Origin of the sequence: Acrocarpospora macrocephala (assembly GCF_009687865.1) — a bacterium.
GTDB classification, from domain to species: Bacteria; Actinomycetota; Actinomycetes; order Streptosporangiales; family Streptosporangiaceae; genus Acrocarpospora; species Acrocarpospora macrocephala.
The window spans coordinates 90,095-108,146 of record NZ_BLAE01000035.1 but is presented as its reverse complement, the minus strand read 5'-3'; the positions used below and the strand labels follow the sequence as shown (position 1 = coordinate 108,146).

The window sequence follows — 18,052 nt, the reverse complement described above, 5'->3', positions numbered from 1 at the left end:
GGGATGGCTGAGTACCGGAAAGGGCAAGCTTCTACATTGTTGCGTACAGCTTCGCCCGAACGGGAATCCCCGGACCACTCCGGGGCACCTGACCTTCAAGAGTCACAACCGGGGGGGTCGGGCACGAATGAGACAAAACACGGGAATACGGTTTCTCCCGCACCAGACCACGCAGGACTCAGCTCACCCGCACCTGCCCAGCCCATGACGGGCGGCTCCTCCGAGAGCCCTCTACCCAGCGAGACGCCACCACTTCAGTCCATCAAAGCTCCTCCGGCACTATCCAGGGCCTTCACGTTCACTTGGCTGAGTTCGGCGTCTTCAACGTTCGGGCTGCAAATGGTGGGTGTCGCGTACCCCCTGCTCGCCCTTCATCTGGGTTACTCGCCGACGGCGGCGGCATGGGTGAGTTTCGCGTGGCTAGTGCCCAACTTGCTCTTTCACATCCCAGCCGGCGCGCTTGTGGACCGCTGGGATCATCGCAGAATCATGATTGTCACCGAAACGATCCGATTCAGCCTCATAACGTCGATATTTATCTTTATTGACCTAAAATCACTGAGTTTCTACCATTTAATTCTAATTGTCACAATTGAAAGCACTTTGTCCGTTTTTTATCTGGTTTCGGAATCGACCCGAGTGCCTACGCTGGTCAACGAGAAGGAGCTGATCGGGGCTCTGTCGAGAAATGAGAGCGCCATCCATCTGGCCGTGATGGTCGGGCGCCCCCTCGGAGGGATGCTGTTCGGGATAAGCGTCATCAGCCCGTTCATCGCCAACCTGATGTTCTGCTTTGCCTCTCTCGTCGTGATCAAACTGGCCCGTCAGGGCATCGAAGCGCCCAAATCGGCGTCCAGGCGCCGCTTACTGAAGGAGACGACCAGCGGCTTCGCGGAGTTGCGTCGCCTGTCCTATCTCCGCACGGCCACCGTGTTGACGGTGATCACCAATATCGTGTGCAGCGCGGTGTTGACGATCTTCCTGGTGTACTTGAGCGATAACGAGTCTCCGCTGGTGGTCGGCATTGTCATGGCCGCAACCGGGTTGGGAGGGGTCCTCGGATCCGCCATCGCAGCGCCCTCCCAGGGGTTGGCACGGCGCATGGTGAACTCCTCCAAGCGAATCAACCGCGTCTCCATGCTGCTGGTCCATTTGTGGCTGTGGGTGGTGGCGCTGGCCTGCCTGTTGTTCACCCAGAACGCGCTGTCCTTCCTGCTAGCCCTATTGCTGATGGGATTGGCAGGGGGCCGGAGCAACATCACGATCAGAGAGTTCGCGGCCCGCTACGTTCACCCGCAGAAGCTGGGCCGGGTCACCGGTGTAACGCGGCTGTGTTCGTTTGGCGCGGTGGCGATGGGTACCTTGATCGGTGGGCTTCTGGTCGAGCACCTTGGCATCCTCACCCCTCTGTGGATGATGACGCTGCCGCTTCTGGCGCTGGCGCTGGCCTGCACCCTCCTCCAGCCGCTGAGAAAATTGTTCTTCATGGACAGCGCCCCGGACGAAGTGCCCGGGCCGATCTCCCCAGAGCCCAGCACATCCGAAGTTCCTTCGACCCGGCGACGCCGACTCACCCAGCGCCTGACTGGCCAATACACCATGGCGAACGACTGATCAGAGCAGGCCTGCCTTGTGATATGGATCACATTCCCTGCCGGGCTCTGTTACAAATTTCCGCCTCTTGGCTGGACAGGGCACCGCCCATGTTCATCACCTCGGTAGCCAACCCCGTATTTCCTACCAACTCACTTGGAAACGTAAGGGATGGGGAGTAGGTTCCCCGTGATCCCTTTCCTGACGCATGGGACGCATGAGGCGTTCCACGACAGACCAAGGAGTTCTCCCCATGAAGCGCATCCTCCCCATCGGCGGTGTCGCGGCCGGACTGCTGGCCACCGCCCTCGTCACCCCGCCGGCCTCGGCGGCCGACGACGTCAAGGCTGTTCCCCTGGCCTCGACCGGCATCGCCGCCAAGAACATCGTCGCGTACTGGTATGCCAACGACGCCGCCAACCTGATCGGAGCCACGCCGTACGACGTGGAGACCAAGGTTGTGGCCAAGCACGTCTCGACCGGTGGCCCGGCCGCGGACAGCAAGCCTGGTGTCGTCCCGGCGATCGGCGACGAGAAGAAGTCGACGGCGAAGTCGAAGAACGTCAACCTGCCCAAGACCTCAGGCAAGGTGTTCTTCCTCGGCACTGACGGCAAGCCGCACTGGGCCACGGCCACCTCGGTGCAGTCCGCGTACCGCAACCTGGTCGCCACAGCCGGCCACGCCGTCTACGACACCGAGAGCAACGGCCAGACCTTGGACTACTGGGTGTTCATCCCCGGGTACTACCAGGGGAAGACCCCGTGGGGCATCTACGTCGGCAAGCAGGCGTTCACGCACTACGACTACGACGTGTACGAGGACGGCGACCGCGACTACGCGTTCGTCACCGTGTACAACGGCCTCAAGGCCCCGCATGACGGAGTCACCTCCGGCAAGAGCAAGCCGAGCGGTGTCTTCAGCAGCGGCGGAACGGGCTGGAACCAGCTCGGCGGCTGGGTCGAGGTCACCAAGGAGGTCTACGACCAGTACAAGGGGTTCGACACCTTCATCGGTGACATCGACCAGGTCCACTGGAACGGCAAGACGTACTACTTCGTCTGGAAGTTCGCTGACGCCGGTCGCCTTGGGGACAACGTCGGTGGGCAGGGTCTGGCCTACAACCAGAAGGTCGGCAAGCCGGTCTTCGTGTTCGGCTACCCGAGCGGGTCGCACCCGGACGGCAACTACGCCTACTCCGGCAAGACCCTCAAGTGGAGCTACGGCAAGACCTTCGCCGCCAGCGCTTCGGCCATCAAGGCCGAGGAGCTGATCGGGGTCAAGTCCAGCTTCACCGGTGAGGGCGCGCTGGGTTCGTCGTGGCTGGTCGGGTACAAGAACACCCGCCGTCTCGGCTACCTGAACGGGGTGACCATCGGCGTCTCCGACACCGACAGCAACAACCGTTACGACACCAGCGTCTCCCCGTACTTCGACGGTGAGCTGTTCGGCGTCTACAGCGCGGCCAAGAACCTCTGGTCGGGCTCCATCGCGTAACCGAATCGGCCGGGGCTTCCGCCTGGTGTCGTTTCCGGAGAAGGTCGTGTCTTCCTATCTCGGAAGACACGACCTTCTCCCAATGTACGAAATACGGATAAATCCGGGCTGGGTCGTACGCCGACAATAAAGATCGGCTCATTTGGCGTGGACATTCGGGCGGCTTCGCGATCTCATATTCCCGATCCATTATCGGGGACGAGGAGAATCGCGTGCACATTCCGGGGAAAATTGGAAGAATCGCAGTGGCGATCGTGGCCACGGTCGGTTTTGGCGGCATGGATGTCGGGGTGTCCGCGGCGGACGCCGATGGGTCGGGCCTTCGGATCGTCCGTTTTCTCGGTGAGCAGCGGCTGCCTCACAAGATGCAGGTCAACGGAACCACGCTCGGTGGTCTGTCCGGGATCGACCGGGATCCGCGCACCGGCACCTGGTACTTCATCGCCGACGACCGCTGGCGATACCAGCCCGCCCGGTTCTACACCGGGCGACTGTCCATCAACCGGACGACGGGTGCGTTCACGGGCGTGCATGTCGATGGGGTGACCACCCTCCGGCGGCCGGACGGCAGTCCGTACCCGGCCTATGGCCAGGCCGAATCGGCCGACCCGGAGACGATCCGGTACGACCCCTGGAACCGTAGCCTGCTGTGGGGTCATGAAGGCGACCGCCCGGATGAGAGGAATCCGAATATCCCGATTTCCGACCTGTTCGTACGCTGGGCCGACACGAATGGCAAGCACCTCGGTGAACTCCCCATCCCGGCCAACCTGCACCTGACGGGAACCGACAATGGGCCTCGCCGCAATTTCGGGTTCGAGGGCCTGACCTTCGCCCCGCATTCCATCGCCGCCGTCATCGAAGGCCCGCGTTTCGAGGACGGCCTGCCACCGACCGTCGACCGTGGCGCGCCCGCCCGCATCACCGTGTGGAATCGCCGGGGCCGTACGCTCGCGCAGTACGCGTACCCGCTCGACCCGCTTCCGGCGGCGCCGATTCCGCCGACAGGGCACACCGATACCGGAGTTTCCGAAATCCTGGCCATCGACGATTTCCGTTACCTCGCCCTTGAGCGTTCCTGGATCGAGGGCGTCAACTACCGCGTCAAGCTTTATGAGATCGACCTGCGACGAGCGACCAACGTGCTCGGCCGGGATAGTTTGACGGATGGCCGGCCGTACCAGCCGGTGGAGAAGAGGCTGGTGCTCGACTTGAGCAGCCGGCACGAGCCGACCCAGAACCTGGAGAGCCTGGCCTGGGGACCCCGGCTCCGCACCGGCGAATGCACCCTCGTCATGGGCTCCGACGACAATTTCGACGACCGCGAGGTCACCCAGTTCCTCGCTTATGCCGTCCATGGGTGCCCCGCCGCACGCTGACCTCGAATACCCGGTGCCACCACGGGCACCGGGTATTTATTTCGCGGCGAAGGTGACTTCCGCGTAGACGGCTCGGTGGTCGGTTTCGGGGAGGAGGTGGGTGCTGAATTTGTGTACGGCGGTGCTCTGGTCGACGACGATGTGGTCCAGGGTCACCGATGGGATGGGCAGGCCGTGGAAAGTCCACGGGGTGGCCGGCCACGTGGTGGTGAGGCCGGAGGCGGTGGTGTCGGCGGCGTCCTGGTAGCCCGTGGCGAGGAGAGCTCTGATGCGGGCGTGGTCGAGGGTCGCGTTGAAGTCGCCCAGGAGGATTTTGGGTGTGTCGTCTGGGTGGGGCAATGCGGTGAGACCATCCGCCCAGCATTGGTAGCGGGATTTCTGCGAGGGGGCGCAGGGGTGGACGGAGACGACGTCGACGCGTGCGCCGGGGATTTGTACGGTCGCTCTGGCCTGGCCGAATCCGCCGAAGTCGATGAGGTCGGTCAGTTGTAGCGGGTGGCGCGAATAGATGCCGGATCCGCCGACACCGGCGCGGGCTTCTCCCGCGTAGAAGGGGAGGAGTTCGCCGAGCCCGGCCGTGCGGAGATTCTCGGCGGCTGTCGGGGTGAGTTCCTGGAGGGCGAGAATGTCGGGACGGAGGTCGCGGACCAGGGTGATCAGGGCGTCCGAAGGAACGGATCCGACCTTGAGATTCGCGGCGAGGACCCGGAGCGGCGGGCCGGATGCGGCGGGGTTCGATCCGGGAAATGCGCGAGGAAGGACCGCCGTCGCGAATGCCGCGCACACCGCAAGCCCGGCGGCCAGGGCGATCCATCGTCGGAGCAGCAGCGCGAGGATTGGCGCGATCAGGGAAAGCAGGGCGACCGTCGGCGTGAAGGCCACCAGCTGAACCCAGGCGAAATCCACATCCCAGGGAAGCAGCCGGAGCGCGGCCCACAAACCGAACACGGCCACGACCAGCCAGACAAACACGGTCACCCAACGCCGTCTCGGTCTGGCGACCGAATCAGACCCTGCGGCCGCCTCTCCCGTGTCGAGAGCCACCGCGATCACCCCCCATGTCCGGCAGCTTATGGTGCCCCGAAGCAGACTCCGTGGACGGCCCCAGCATGAAGCCCTTGGCGGTGGCCCTGCCTTAATGAATCGCTAAGAAAATATGCCGATTGGGTGCCCGGCGCGTGTGAAAATCCCCGCGCCAGGTCCCGTACCTCTCAAATAGGTCGCAAGATCCGGAAACCGCTTGTCAGCCGCTTCCCCGTAGGCCAAAGTTTCGCAAGATACCCGGTTGGCGGGCATCTACGGGGAAACCGGATCTGACACGGAGGGCCTCACATGAGGCGTTTGATCACGGTGATCATGTGCATGGCGGTAACCGCCGCACTGACATCGGGAATCGCGCAGGCGCGGGCGGTCGATCCCGTCGCCGCACTGGCAAAACAGCTCAAAAGCGGACACGGCGTGCATTTCACGTCCGTCTCCAAGACCAACCCGAGCTACGGCATCAAGACACGGTCGTACGGTGACCTGCAGTTCGGCCGCTCCCAGGTGGCCGCCAGCAACATCATCACCACCGTCGACTACGGAACCATGACCAAGGCGGCCGAGGAGGTCGCCGAGCTCCTCGGCCTGGACCCGGACAAGATCACCGGTTCCACCCAGACGATCACCCTCAAGGACGACAACTACGTCACCGGCGGGATCACCGACATCTTCCTGCCCGAGGGCAAGACCTGGCTCAAGTCGGAGAACGTGCTCACCCAGCCTGGTCTGGGCGGATCCGCGATCAACGTGCTCTCGCCGCGCGAACTGAAGGCCCTGCTCGCCAAGGCGCAGGGCAAGAAGGCCGGAGGCACCGTCGACGGTGTGGCGACGACGCTGTACAACGGCGCCGAGGTGTTCCGCCTGGAGCTGGGGGGCGACAAGTTCGCCATCAAGCTCAACTGGAAAGTCTGGATCGGCGCCAACGACGGCCTGATCCGGCGGGTCGCCGCCAACGAGAACCTGGTGCTCACCCCCAAGAAGGGCAAGCCGATCAAGCTGCAGCTCAGCAGCGACACCTACCTCTCCGGCTGGGGAGACAAGGTGTGGATCTACGCTCCGGACGAGCGCCTGGTCGCCGACCTGAAGGAGATCCTCCTGCTCCCGCCGTCGGTCCTCGGCACCATCGACCTCGGCGACTGATCACCCCGCGATTTCGGCCGCGCCGCTGTGAACTCCACGGCGGCGCGGCCTTTTCACTGCTGCCGGGTCGCCCACGTCACCACCCCGCAACCACGACCTTCCCCACCATTCCCGACCCCTCGACCAGAGCATGCGCCTCCCGGAGCGTGGCCGCGCTGATCGGCCCGAGCCGCCGCGTCATCGTGCTCCGCACCTGCTGCCCGTCCACCAGCTCGGCGACGACATTGAGCAGGTCATGCTGGGTAGTGTCATGTGGCGCGAACAGCGGCCGGGTGAACATGGACTCCCAGTGCCAGGTCAGGCTCTTGGCCTTCAACCCCCTGATATCCAGCGCTTTGGGATCGTCGATCGCGGTGATCTGTCCCCCTGGCTTGAGCATCTCCGCGTACGCATCGACATTCCCCTCCGAATACGGACTGAAGACGTAGTCCACCCCGTCCGGCGCCACCGCCCGCACCGCCGCCGCGAGATCACCCCGATGATCGACCACATGATGCGCCCCCATCGCCTCGGCCCACTCCCGCGACTCCGCCCGCGAAGCCGTCCCCACTAGGGTCAAATCAGGACATTGCCGCCGCGCCAACTGCAACACCATCGACCCGACGCCCCCCGCCGCCCCCACCACGACCAGCGTCCCCCCGCTGTCCTTGGTGAGCCGAAACTTGCCATGCAAGGTCTCCCACGCCGTAATCGCCGTCAACGGCATCGCCGCCGCCTCCGCAAAATCCAGAATGTACGGCTTGCGCCCGACGATTCGCTCGTCTACCAGCTGAAATTCGGCATTGCTCCCCGGCCGCCCGATAGACCCCGCGTAATACACCTCATCCCCCGGCGCGAACAACCCGACCTGGCTCCCCGCCGCCTCCACGATCCCAGCCGCGTCGTACCCCAGAACCCGCAGCTCCCCCTGGGTCTCCCGCCCCTGCCGCTCCTTCACATCCACCGGATTAACCGAAACCGCCTGCACCCGGACCAGCAGATCCCGCCCCTGCGGCCGCGGCACCGGCAGCTCCGCATCCACCAGACACTCCGCGTCCTCAACTGGCAGATTCTCCCGAAACCCAACCACCCGCATCATGTCCACCACTGCCCCCTCCGATTCGCTCACTCTCCGTGATCACCCCATTCCAGCACGCCGTACACCAGAATGCCGAGATCCCGGGCGGTGGCGTCAGCCGTACAGGAATTCGCGGGTTCTGGGGTTTTGAGGGGCGTCGAAGATCTGGGCCGGGGGGCCGTGTTCGAGGAGGGTGCCCTGGTCGAGGAAGCAGATGGTGTCGGCGATGTCGCGGGCGAAGGACATCTCGTGGGTGGCGAGGATCATGGTCATGCCGGACTGTTTGAGTTCGCGGATGATGCCGAGGACCTCGTTGACGAGGGTGGGGTCCAGGGCTGAGGTGACCTCGTCCAGCAGGAGCAGACGGGGGTGAGTGGCCAGGGCGCGGATGATGGCGACGCGCTGCTGCTGGCCGCCGGAGAGGCGGTCGGGGTAGGTGCCGGACTTGTCGGCCAGGCCGAAGCGGGCGAGCAGGTCGCGGGCCTGGGCTTCGGCCTGGGGGCGGGGCACACCGTGGACCTTGCGGGGGGCGAGGGTGATGTTGTCCAGGACGGTCATGTGCGGGAACAGGTTGTAGGCCTGGAAGACGATGCCGATGCGCTGGCGGATCTGGTCGGGGTTGACGCGGACGTCGGTGATCTCCTGGTCGTCCAGGTAGATGGCGCCGTCATCGACGGTTTCGAGCAGGTTGACGCAGCGGAGCAGGGTGGATTTGCCGGATCCGGAGGCGCCGATCAGGCAGACGACCTCGTGCGGGTCGACGGTGAGGTCGACGCCGCGCAGCACGTTGTGATGCCGGTAGCGCTTCCAGACGCCGTCGATGGTGAGCAGGGCCATCAGCCGCCTCCGCGCTGCTGGGCCGCGCGGGCGGCGAGGTGGTCGGTGAACCGGGCCAACGGGACGGTCAGCGCGACGAACAGCAGCGCTGCCCCCACGTACGGCGTGTAGTTGAAGGTCTTGGCGACGTGGATCTGAGCCTGCCGGAGGGCTTCGAGCGGGCCGAGCAGGGCCACCAGTGCGCTGTCCTTCTGGAGCGATGCGAAGTCGTTGAGCAGGGGCGGGACCACGCGGCGGATGGCCTGCGGGACGACGATGTGCCGCATGGTCTGGGCGTGGGTGAGGCCCAGGGAGCGGGCGGCGGCGAGCTGGCTGGGGTGGATGGAGTTGATACCGGAGCGGAAGACCTCGGCCACGAACGAGGTGTAAGAGAGGACCAGGGCGATGATGCCCAGGGTGACCGGGTCGCCGGGCGTGCCCTGGAGTTGCAGGGCGGGGATGCCGAAGCCGACCAGGTAAACGAGCAGGATGACGGGGATGCCGCGGAAGATGTCGGTGTAGAGCACGGCGAGCACGCGGAGCGGGAAGAACACGGGGGCGCGCAGGCCACGGACGAGGGCGACGCCCAGGCCGAGAACGAGGACGATCGGCTCGGCGATCATGAAGATCATGACGTTGAGCAGGAAGCCGCGCAGCACGTCGGGGAGCGCGGTGACGAGAGCATCCCAGTTGAAGAACGTGTCCTGGACGCGCGGCCAGCCGGGCGAGGCGGCGACCAGGACGACCACCACCACGACCACGACGATCGTGGAGATGGTGGCGGCGGAGAGCGACCGCCGGCCGCGGGCGCGCAGCAGCGCCTCGCGCGCCAGCTGGCGGTCGCTCTTGACCCAGTCGGCGCTCACGAGAGTTCGGGAGCGCCCGCCGTAGAGGTCAGCCACTGGCCTTCGATCTTGGCGAGCTCACCGGAGGACTTCAGCGTGCCGAGCGCCTGGTTGACGCAGCTCACGAGCGGGTTGCCCTTCTCGAAGAGCAGGCCGAACTCCTCGGGTGCGCCGGAGGTGGCGGCGAACTGGCCGACGATCTTGGAGCCTTCGATCTGGGCGGCGGTGACGTAGAAGGCGGTGGGCAGGTCGAGCACGATAGCGTCGATCTGCTTGTTCTTCAGCGCGGTGACCACGTCGATCTGCTGGTTGAAAACGCTCGGCTCGGCGTCCGGCTTGATCACGTCCTGTACGGCCTGCAGCGCCGTCGTCCCCACCTGCACGCCGATCTTGGCGCCCTTGAGCGCGGCCAGCGAGGTGGCTCCCGCGATCGAGCCCCCGTCCAGAGCGACGACGGCCTGCTTGACCGCGTAGTACCCGTCGCTGAAGTCGACGGCCTTGGCCCGCTCGGGGGTGATCGAGATCTGGTTGATGTCAAAGTCGAACTTCTTCTTCGGCCCGGGCGCGAACGAGGAGTCGAACGGCACGACCTCCCAGGCGACCTCGGCGGGGGTGAAGCCGAGCGTGGTGGCGACGGCCGCGGCGACCGCGCCTTCGAAACCCTGCCCATTGGCGGGGTCGTCGTCCTTGAACCACGGCTCGTACGCGGGCTTGTCCGTCCCGATGGTGAGCTTGCCCGGCGTGATGAGCTTGAGCTGATCCTTCGCGCACGGGGCCGCCGAGCTGGCGGGCGCGGCGGCGGTGGCGCTGGCGGTGGACGGCTGGTCCTCGGGCGCGCAGGCGACCGACGCCAGGGCGAGGACACCGGCGGCCAGGAACAGTGCGGAACGGGGCAAGGTGGCCTCCGGGGACGCGCGGGGGAATTTCCTACCGAGGATGTCGGAATACTCCGGCCTCAGCAAATCGAGTTTGGCATGACTACGGCCTCGCCCTCAAAGCGGACGGTCAAGACACCCGCCGGGAGGTGTAAACAGATAGTGGCTGGTAATCTACTCTGAGTAATCATCGCAGGTAGCTTGGGTAAAAGGGGGAGCGCAGGTGGAAGCAGGATCTTCTGGCGGGGCGGCATGGGTGGCCGTCGCGCTGGTCTCGCTGTCCACCCTCGGGGGCGCGTGGATGGCCAGGCGGCATGCCCGCCGGGTCACCGTCTGGCTGGCCATCGCCTCGGCGCTGATGCTGGTCACCGCCTTGATCGACCTGCTGCCCGACGCCTGGCGGGAGTCGGTCGAGAAGGGCGTGCCGCTGTGGGCGATGGGCGTTTCGATCAGCGTGGGCTTCGTGGTGGTCACCTACTTCACCAGGAAAGAGCATGCGCAGGTGTCAGGACCGGGCGCCCGGCACGCGCCCGGCCTGCATCGGCGGGTCAGGGAATGGGCCGGGGCCGCGCTGTTCGGTGGTCTCGGCACGGCCGCCGCGCTCACCGTGCACCGCGCGATCGAGGGGGCCACGCTGGCGTTGAGCGCCTCGGCCGTGGTCGTGATCGCGCTGGTGGTGCATTCGGCCAGCGAGGGCCTGGCCATGGTCGCCCTGCTGGACATGGCGGGGCAGCGCCTGGCGCCGCTGCTGGCGGTGGCGTGTGTCAGCCCGGTGGTGGGGATGGTGATCGGCACGGTCAGTCCCCTGCCCGGCCAGGTCGTGCCGATCCTGCTCGGGGTGGCGACCGGAATCCTGTTGCGTACGGCCATACTCGGCGTCCGGCTCGCGGCGAGCAGGCACGAGGATCGCCGGGTGCCGAGGCGGCATGTGCTGACCGCGGCCGGGGTGGCCGCCACGGTGGCGCTGGCGATCAGCGCCCTGCAATGGCTTCCCGGGCAGCCGAACCTGAGCGACAAACAGGTGCTCGGGCGTGTCATCGCCCGGCCCAGAACCGTGCCGAGCCCGTTCCCGTCCCCCGCACCCACCCCCACGCTGTTTCCGCTTCGCGATAGAAGGCACCTGCGTGCCGCTTTCGCGTCGGGCGCGCTGACCCTGGCGCAGGTGTTCGCGCGGACCGATCGGCTGACCCTGCGGACCCGGGTGGCGTGGCTGCTGGACGGCCACCCCGGCTACGACCACAACCACATCGCCGACTTGTTGCACGTCAACGGCATCACGCCCGACCACACGGTCGGCGACCTGAACGAACGGCAACGCGCCCGCCTGCTGGCGAAACTGTCATAGGCGCTTCCCGAAAGGAGACCGTTATGGGCGAGGGATACGACGGCGTGCTGACCGCGGAGGACGTCCGCAACAAGGTCTTCTCCACCAGCCGGCTCCGGGAGGGTTATGACCTCGCGGAGGTCGACATGTTCCTGGGTGAAGTGCAATGCAGTCTCAGCCGCCTGCACCGGGACTACGAGCAGCTGAAAGCGCGGTGCGGTCTGTGCAGCACGGCGCTCGCGCCCAGCTGGCAGGGCGGAGCCGAAGTGATCGCGACGGCCCAGCGGCAGGCCGAGTCGATCATCGCCGAGGCCGAGGCCCGCGCCCGCGACCTGGAACTCGAACTGCGCGAACGACTGCGCCGGGCCGCGGAGATCCTCCTGGTGACCGAACAGGAGCACGCCCGCGACCTGGAGGTCCGCCGCCAGCAGGCCGACCGCAGACGCGCCGACATCCAGGACCACCTCTCCTGGATCAACAACCTCGTCGGCGAACACCCGTGACGGCCCATCTGGGCGGCGTCATCCACGGTCGTCACATGCCCGGCATCCACACCCGCATAGTCGCCGGACCGCGATTCCCCCACCGGTGGTAGGGCACCAGCCGCAACGTCAACTCCTCGGCCTCCCCGAGAGTGGCGGCCTGCACGTCAAGCTCCACAACGCCATCCACCACGTCTTCTTGAGGGGGGACTTCGGCATCGACGTGGACGAGCTCCAGGGAAGGCCCACCCTCCGGTGACTCCGCGCAGTACACGAGCGGGCCGCGTTCGACCGCCACGCACCCGCGCACCGCGTCCACCCGCGGATCCGGCCGAACCCACCGCGGCCGGACATCGAGATCAACGGCGAACACATCCCCGGGGGCCCAGACCCGCAGGTCCGCATGCTCGCCCACGCTGATCCGCCGAGGCTCGGCGGGCGCCGACACCACGTGCACGGCGACCCCGCCCTCCCACGGGTATCCGGTTTCGACCCGCAATTCCAGCCCATCGTGGGAAATTTCGCTCGGGGTCGGATGATGGATCTGGATCCCCTCCGACGTCCCAGTCGCCACATACGCGGGCAACGACGCGAACGTCCGCGCCAGATTGTTCGGGCAACACGACACCGCGAACCACGGCGCACGCAACGCCCCCTCCGCGCGCGGATTCACCCCTTCCGCCGCCTGTCCCGGCACCCGAACCTGCAACGGATTCGTATAGAAGAACGACCTCCCATCCGAAGCAGGCGAAGCCGCGACCACGTTGTACAACGTGCGTTCGGCCTGCTCCGCATACCGCCGCCGCCCAGTCGCGAGCAACAGCCGATGGGACAACATCACCGACCCGACCGCCGCACACGTCTCCGAATACGCCCGATCCGGCGGCAACTCGAAATCATCCCCGAACGACTCCCCGGAATGCCGCGACCCCATCCCGCCGGTCAGATGCGTACGCCGGGCGATCGTCCTCTCCCACTGCGCTTCCACCGCGGCCAGCAGTTCGGTATCCCCCGTCTCCACGGCCACATCCACCGTCCCGCAGGCCAGATACATCGCCCGCACGGCATGCCCGCGAAACACCTCCGCCTCACGAACCGACATATCGTCCTGGAAATAGGCCCGCCCGAACTCCACCTCCGCCAGCGCGGGCCCACCCCGCCGCTCGACGAAACGCCGCGCCATCTCCAGATAACGCTCAGCCCCGGTCACCCGATAAAGCTCGACCAGCGCCATCTCAATCTCTGGATGCCCGCACACCTCGGCACTGTCCATAAAACGCTGGCACACATGATCGGCAACACGCCGTACCGTATCCGTGAACGCATGTTCCCCCGACGTGCGCCACCGCGCCACGCCGGCCTGGATCATATGGCCATAGCAGTAAAGCTCATGCCCCCACTCGAAATCCCGATACCGATCCCCACTCCAGCGCGTATTGAGATATCCATCGGGCTCCTGCGCCGCCACCACCGTCTCGGCCAGCTCGTCGAAACGCGGATCACGCGCCCACGCCATGCCTTCGAGCAGCTTGTACACCTCGGAGTCGGCGAATTCGCGCCCGCGCGCGGGCTCGCCGCGAAAGTTGCCGATCCAGCCGAGTTTCTCCATCCAGTCCAGGCAGTGGCCGATGATCACTTCTTGGTTGAGTTCGCGCAGGTCCCCCCAGAAGCCGGGCGACAGCCGTACAGCGTCGAGGCCGAGAGGGGTGAGCACGCCATTGGATGGAACGACTGGGTTAACCACGCAAAGCTCCCGACATGAATCCGCGCACGTAGTAGCGCTGGAGGAGGAGGAAGATGGCCAGGCAGGGTAAGGCCATGAACACCACGCCGGCCTGCATGGTGGGGTAATCGACGGCGCCGAAGTCGTGCAGGCGCATGTTGACCACGGCGACCGGCAGGGTGAAGCGATCGTTGGAGCTGATCAGGATGAGCGGGGCCACGTAGTCGTTCCACGAGGCCAGGAACGCGAACAGGCCGACGGTCACCAGGCCGGGCACGACGGCGGGCAGCAGGACCCTGACCAGCGCGCCGAAGCTGCCGCAGCCGTCCATCATGGCGGCTTCGTCGAGGGTGCGGGGCACGGATTCGAAGGCGTTGCGCATCATGAAGACGGCGAACGGCAGCTGGAACATGATCATGACGAGCGCCAGGCCGAGCAGGGAGTCCTGGAGCCCGAACCAGCCCAGCAGCACATAAAGCGGGATGAGGATGGTCGGGTACGGAACCATCAGGATGGCCAGGATCAGCACGAACAGCAGCCCCCGGCCGGGGAAGCGGAAGCGGGCGAAGGCGTACCCGGCGAAGGTGGCGACGATGAGCGTGCCACCTACGGTGAGCAGAACCAGGATGACGGTGTTGGTGAGATAGGTGCCGACGCCTTCGCCGTAGTCGGCGAGCTTGCGGTAACTGTCCAGGCTGAAGGCGTCGCCGAGCCGGATGGACGACCAGCCGCTCCACACGATCGGGTAGACGAAGAACAGCGACAGGATGGCCATGCTGACGTAGTACGTGGGTCGTTTCATGACGTCTTCCGCCGGATGAAGGCGAGCTGGAGCGCGTTCAGCAGCACCAGCGCCGCGAGGACGAGCACCGACATTGCCGCAGCCGAGCCCAGGTTGAAGCGGATGAAGGCCTCCCGGACGATGACCATCACCACCGACGTGGTGCTGCTGCCGGGGCCGCCGCGGGTGAGGATGTAGAACTGCTCGAAGCCGAGCAGCGAACCGGTGATCATCAGGCAGAGCACCAGCGCGATGGTGGGCCGCATCAGCGGCAGCGTGATCCGGCGGAACGCGTGGAAGGCGGACGCGCCGTCCACCCGGGCCGCTTCGTAGAGCTCGGTGGGGATGGCCTGGAGCCCGGTGAGCAGGATCAGCATGTTGAAGCCGGCCCACCGCCAGATGACCAGGGTGACCGTGGAGCCGAAGGCGAGCCCCGGGTCCCCGGCCGTCCACGACACGGGCGCGTCGATCAGGCCGACCCACTGGAGGATGTCGTTGATCGGGCCGATCTGGTCGCTGAGCAGGCCGAAGAACAGCAGCGTGGCCGTCGCCCAGCCGACCGCGGCGGGCAGGAAGAACGCGCCGCGGAAGAACCCGACGCCGGGACGGCGGTTCTGGATCAGCAGCGCCAGCCCGAACGAGATGGAAAACAGCAGAACGGTGACGACGGCCGTGTACTTCAGGGTGAAGACCACCGCGTCCAGAACGAGCGCGTTGTCGGCGATCTGGGCGTAGTTGGTGGGCGCGTTGAACGTGGGCGGCCCGAGCAGGGGCCACTTGTTCAGCGACATCCACACGACCAACCCGAGCGGGAACAGGAAGAACAGGGCGACGATCACCGCTGCCGGGGCCGCGTAGGCGAGCCCGGCCAGGCCGGGTGAGCGGCGGCGCCGGAAGCGGGCGTGCGCGGCGGCCTGGGCAGGCCGGACGCGTTCGAGAAGGTTGGTCATTCGTTCTCCTGCCGGCGCCCCGGAGATCCCGGAGCGCCGGCGAGTCCGCTACTGCTGGTTGAGTGAAGCCGTGATCGTCCCTGCGCCCGCCTTGAGCGCCGCCGCCGGATCCGCGCCGAACAGCGCGTCCCGCAGGGTCTTCAGCCACGGGCTCTGCGAGTCGTTGTAGGACTCGTTGAACTTCAGCGCGTACGGCGTGCGCCCCACCGCCATCACCTCGTTCATGGTCTGCACGCGGGGGTCACTCGCGGTCAGGTCGGTACGGGCGACCGTGGTCCTGCTCTTGGTCTGCAGGTCGCTCTGCACCTGGTCGGAGAGGGTGAAGGCGAGGAAGTCCCACGCCGCGTCGGCCTGCGTCGAGGTCGCGCTGATGCCGATCACGTCACCGCCGACGAACGTGGAGGTGCCGCCATCGACGCCGGGGATGGGCGCGACGCCGACGTCGATGCCCTTCTCCTCCAGCAACCCGAGCCACGCGGAGGGACCAGGGGCGACGCCGATGTTGCCCGCCTGAAGCGCGCCCAGCCAGGTGGTGCCGTTCTCCTCCTTGGAGCCGGGCGCGGCCACTCCGGCCTCGAACAGCTTGCGGTACACGTCGAACACCGCCCCCATCGGCCCCGCGTCCACGGTGGACTGGGTTCCTTCGGGGTTCATCACGTCGCCGCCCCCGGCCCACACCGACGGCCAGAACGTGAACAAGGTGCACCCGCCGCAGTTGCCGCCGAAGTAGGTGCCGTAGGTGTCGCCGCCGACCTTCTCCCGGATGGTGGTGGCCTGCTCGGCCATCTCCTTCAGCGAGGTCGGGGGCTTCTCCGGGTCGAGGCCCGCCTTCGTGTACAGGGCCTTGTTCATGAACAGCACGGAAGTGTCAACCGTGTGCGGGACCGCGTAGATCTTCCCGTCCACGGTGGCTTCCTTGATGTGCGCGGGGGCGACCTTGTCCTTGAAGGGCAGCGCGCCGAACCGCTCGGTGACGTCGATCCACAGGCCCTGCGAGACGTAGTTGGGGGCGAACACGACGTCGGAGGCGAACAGGTCGGGCAGGTTCTTGCCGCCGGCCGCGGTCGCGATCTTGGCGGGGTACTCCTCGTTCGGGTACGCCGTCACCTCGACCTTGTTGGTGTGCGACGCGTTGTAGGCGTCGGCCAGGGCCTTCGTGTGGGACTCGGTAGCAGCCCGGGTCCACACCTTGATCGTCACCGGGGCCTGACTCTGATTGGCCGCCGGTGGACTCTCGGCACCGCCGCCACCACCGCACGCGGTGGCCAGCAGCGCGGCGGCGAGCAGCGCGCCGAGGCGTCGAGGCATATCCATAGTTCTCTCCTCTGCATCCCCCGAAGCACACTGAAAAGGTTTTCGGAAACGTAAACGCAACATGAGACAGTGTCAAGGGGGGCCCGGGTTGCCCGCAAGGCCCAACTGGGGTTATGGTCTGCGAAATCGGGCTAGGATAACGATCCCATACCAACAGAAAAGGCTTTCGCTGATGACTCCTCGCCGACCACGAGCGGCCACGATCAACGACGTGGCCGCCCTCGCTGGCGTGTCGATCGCGACGGCGTCCAAGGCACTCAACGGGCGCGGGCAGGTGCGCGACGAAACCAGGCAGCGGGTGCTGGTGGCCGCGGAGGAGCTGTCGTTCCAGCCGAACGCGCTGGCCAGGAGCTTGATCTCCGGGCAGACCAGGACGGTCGGGCTGCTCACCAGCGACAGCGTGGGCCGGTTCGGCATCCCGGTGCTGCTCGGCGCGGAGGACGCGTTCGGGGCCGGGGAGATGTCGGTGATGCTCTGCGACGCGCGCGGCGACTCGATCCGCGAGCAGCACCACCTGCGCACGCTGCTGGCGCGGCGGGTGGACGGGCTGATCGTGGTGGGCGAGAGCACCGACCCGCGCCCGTCGATCAGCCGGAACCTGCCGCTTCCGGTGGTCTACGCGTACGCGCCTTCGGACGACCCCGACGACGTGTCGTTCGTGCCCGACGACGTGGAGGGGGCGAAGATGGCCGTCCAGCATCTGATCACGCTGGGGCGGCGGCGGATCGCGCACGTGACCGGGCCCACCCACTACCGGGCGGCGCAGGACCGGGCCGAGGGCACCCAGGCCGCGCTGGCCGAGGCCGGGCTCGAGCTCGTCGCCGGGCAGCCGCTGTTCGGGGTGTGGTCGCAGCGCTGGGGCCGGCAGGCGGCCGAGATCGTGCTGAAGCACGAGGTGGACGCGGTGATGTGCGGCAGCGACCAGATAGCGGCCGGGTTCATCGAGGCGGCGCGGGAGCGCGGCCGGCGGATCCCGGACGACATCGCCGTGGTCGGCTACGACAACTGGGAGGTGCTCTCCGCGGAGACGCGCCCGCCGCTGACCACGATCGACATGAACCTGGAACGCCTCGGCCGCACGGCCGCCCAGCACCTGTTCGCCGCCATCGACGGCAAGGCCACGCCCGGCGTGCACCGCATGCCCTGCCGCCTGATCATCCGAGAGTCGAGCTTGACCGGTACGGTGTGACACTTTACCGTCCGCGCCTGAAAACCTATTCCGCGACGGAAAGGGTCT

Annotated in this window: 16 protein-coding genes; 7 read left to right on the top strand and 9 right to left on the bottom strand. The window is 66.5% G+C overall.

Annotated features, from left to right (window positions below; genetic code table 11):
* Positions 1 to 3 precede the first annotated feature (3 nt).
* The 3 genes from Amac_RS28775 to Amac_RS28765 all read left to right on the top strand — a co-directional run bounded on the left by Amac_RS28775 (position 4) and on the right by Amac_RS28765 (position 4,467).
* On the top strand, positions 4 to 1,614 hold the full coding sequence (locus Amac_RS28775) for an MFS transporter (RefSeq protein ID WP_155357538.1): 1,611 nt from the start codon (positions 4 to 6) through the stop codon (positions 1,612 to 1,614).
* A gap of 232 nt (positions 1,615 to 1,846) precedes the next feature.
* Positions 1,847 to 3,088 (top strand): trypsin-like serine peptidase, encoded by a 1,242-nt coding sequence (locus Amac_RS28770; RefSeq protein WP_155357537.1) that lies wholly within the window; start codon positions 1,847 to 1,849, stop codon positions 3,086 to 3,088.
* Between the two features lie 245 nt (positions 3,089 to 3,333).
* The gene (locus Amac_RS28765; protein WP_246268771.1) at positions 3,334 to 4,467 is read left to right on the top strand and encodes an esterase-like activity of phytase family protein; all 1,134 of its coding nucleotides are present in this window, start codon (positions 3,334 to 3,336) and stop codon (positions 4,465 to 4,467) included.
* Positions 4,468 to 4,503: 36 nt separating this feature from the next.
* Here the strand turns inward: Amac_RS28765 and Amac_RS28760 are convergent, their stop codons facing one another.
* Positions 4,504 to 5,445, bottom strand: coding sequence for an endonuclease/exonuclease/phosphatase family protein (locus Amac_RS28760; protein WP_170322693.1), 942 nt, complete (start codon positions 5,443 to 5,445; stop codon positions 4,504 to 4,506).
* A gap of 354 nt (positions 5,446 to 5,799) precedes the next feature.
* On the opposite strand from Amac_RS28760, the gene Amac_RS28755 reads away from it, so the two are divergent.
* A complete protein-coding gene (locus Amac_RS28755; RefSeq protein ID WP_155357535.1) occupies positions 5,800 to 6,648 on the top strand; it encodes a hypothetical protein in 849 nt (282 codons plus the stop codon).
* A gap of 76 nt (positions 6,649 to 6,724) precedes the next feature.
* On the opposite strand, the gene Amac_RS28750 is transcribed toward Amac_RS28755, so the two are convergent.
* The 4 genes from Amac_RS28750 to Amac_RS28735 form a co-directional block, all read right to left on the bottom strand.
* Complete coding sequence (locus Amac_RS28750) at positions 6,725 to 7,723, bottom strand: zinc-binding alcohol dehydrogenase family protein (protein WP_155357672.1); 999 nt, start codon at positions 7,721 to 7,723, stop codon at positions 6,725 to 6,727.
* Positions 7,724 to 7,819: 96 nt separating this feature from the next.
* Positions 7,820 to 8,542, bottom strand: a complete 723-nt coding sequence (locus Amac_RS28745) for an amino acid ABC transporter ATP-binding protein (protein WP_155357534.1) — start codon at positions 8,540 to 8,542, stop codon at positions 7,820 to 7,822.
* On the bottom strand, positions 8,542 to 9,423 hold the full coding sequence (locus tag Amac_RS28740; RefSeq protein WP_246268769.1) for an amino acid ABC transporter permease: 882 nt from the start codon (positions 9,421 to 9,423) through the stop codon (positions 8,542 to 8,544). The genes Amac_RS28745 and Amac_RS28740 overlap by 1 nt, the downstream gene beginning before the upstream one ends.
* A complete protein-coding gene (locus tag Amac_RS28735; RefSeq protein WP_155357532.1) occupies positions 9,384 to 10,262 on the bottom strand; it encodes an ABC transporter substrate-binding protein in 879 nt (292 codons plus the stop codon). The genes Amac_RS28740 and Amac_RS28735 overlap by 40 nt, the downstream gene beginning before the upstream one ends.
* A gap of 202 nt (positions 10,263 to 10,464) precedes the next feature.
* Here Amac_RS28735 and Amac_RS28730 point away from each other — a divergent pair, with 202 nt between their 5' ends.
* Positions 10,465 to 11,586, top strand: a complete 1,122-nt coding sequence (locus Amac_RS28730; RefSeq protein ID WP_155357531.1) for a ZIP family metal transporter — start codon at positions 10,465 to 10,467, stop codon at positions 11,584 to 11,586.
* 23 nt (positions 11,587 to 11,609) lie between these two features.
* Positions 11,610 to 12,068: a DivIVA domain-containing protein gene (locus Amac_RS55370; RefSeq protein ID WP_218041335.1), complete on the top strand. Its 459-nt coding sequence runs from the start codon at positions 11,610 to 11,612 to the stop codon at positions 12,066 to 12,068.
* Between the two features lie 31 nt (positions 12,069 to 12,099).
* Here Amac_RS55370 and Amac_RS28720 read toward each other — a convergent pair whose 3' ends face one another.
* Genes Amac_RS28720 through Amac_RS28705 form a run of 4 tightly spaced genes read right to left on the bottom strand, consistent with a single transcriptional unit; the run spans position 12,100 to position 16,815 of the window.
* On the bottom strand, positions 12,100 to 13,761 hold the full coding sequence (locus Amac_RS28720; RefSeq protein ID WP_246268768.1) for a glycoside hydrolase family 127 protein: 1,662 nt from the start codon (positions 13,759 to 13,761) through the stop codon (positions 12,100 to 12,102).
* A gap of 22 nt (positions 13,762 to 13,783) precedes the next feature.
* Positions 13,784 to 14,572 (bottom strand): carbohydrate ABC transporter permease, encoded by a 789-nt coding sequence (locus tag Amac_RS28715; protein WP_155357529.1) that lies wholly within the window; start codon positions 14,570 to 14,572, stop codon positions 13,784 to 13,786.
* Positions 14,569 to 15,501: a carbohydrate ABC transporter permease gene (locus Amac_RS28710; protein WP_155357528.1), complete on the bottom strand. Its 933-nt coding sequence runs from the start codon at positions 15,499 to 15,501 to the stop codon at positions 14,569 to 14,571. The genes Amac_RS28715 and Amac_RS28710 overlap by 4 nt, the downstream gene beginning before the upstream one ends.
* 48 nt (positions 15,502 to 15,549) lie before the next feature.
* Positions 15,550 to 16,815 carry an ABC transporter substrate-binding protein gene (locus Amac_RS28705; protein ID WP_155357527.1) on the bottom strand — a complete coding sequence of 422 codons (1,266 nt, stop codon included), beginning with the start codon at positions 16,813 to 16,815 and terminating at the stop codon, positions 15,550 to 15,552.
* Between the two features lie 211 nt (positions 16,816 to 17,026).
* Between Amac_RS28705 and Amac_RS28700 the strand changes: the two genes are divergently transcribed.
* Complete coding sequence (locus tag Amac_RS28700) at positions 17,027 to 18,004, top strand: LacI family DNA-binding transcriptional regulator (RefSeq protein ID WP_246268767.1); 978 nt, start codon at positions 17,027 to 17,029, stop codon at positions 18,002 to 18,004.
* The last annotated feature ends 48 nt before the right edge of the window (positions 18,005 to 18,052 follow it).

Bases quoted from the DNA above. Each gene is read 5' to 3' on its own strand.
- Amac_RS55370 (WP_218041335.1), top strand. From the start codon at position 11,610: ATGGGCGAGGGATACGACGGCGTGCTGACCGCGGAGGACGTCCGCAAC.
- Amac_RS28710 (WP_155357528.1), bottom strand. From the start codon at position 15,501: ATGACCAACCTTCTCGAACGCGTCCGGCCTGCCCAGGCCGCCGCGCAC.
- Amac_RS28705 (WP_155357527.1), bottom strand. From the start codon at position 16,815: ATGGATATGCCTCGACGCCTCGGCGCGCTGCTCGCCGCCGCGCTGCTG.
- Amac_RS28745 (WP_155357534.1), bottom strand. From the start codon at position 8,542: ATGGCCCTGCTCACCATCGACGGCGTCTGGAAGCGCTACCGGCATCAC.
- Amac_RS28770 (WP_155357537.1), top strand. From the start codon at position 1,847: ATGAAGCGCATCCTCCCCATCGGCGGTGTCGCGGCCGGACTGCTGGCC.
- Amac_RS28750 (WP_155357672.1), bottom strand. From the start codon at position 7,723: ATGCGGGTGGTTGGGTTTCGGGAGAATCTGCCAGTTGAGGACGCGGAG.
- Amac_RS28775 (WP_155357538.1), top strand. From the start codon at position 4: ATGGCTGAGTACCGGAAAGGGCAAGCTTCTACATTGTTGCGTACAGCT.
- Amac_RS28715 (WP_155357529.1), bottom strand. From the start codon at position 14,572: ATGAAACGACCCACGTACTACGTCAGCATGGCCATCCTGTCGCTGTTC.
- Amac_RS28755 (WP_155357535.1), top strand. From the start codon at position 5,800: ATGAGGCGTTTGATCACGGTGATCATGTGCATGGCGGTAACCGCCGCA.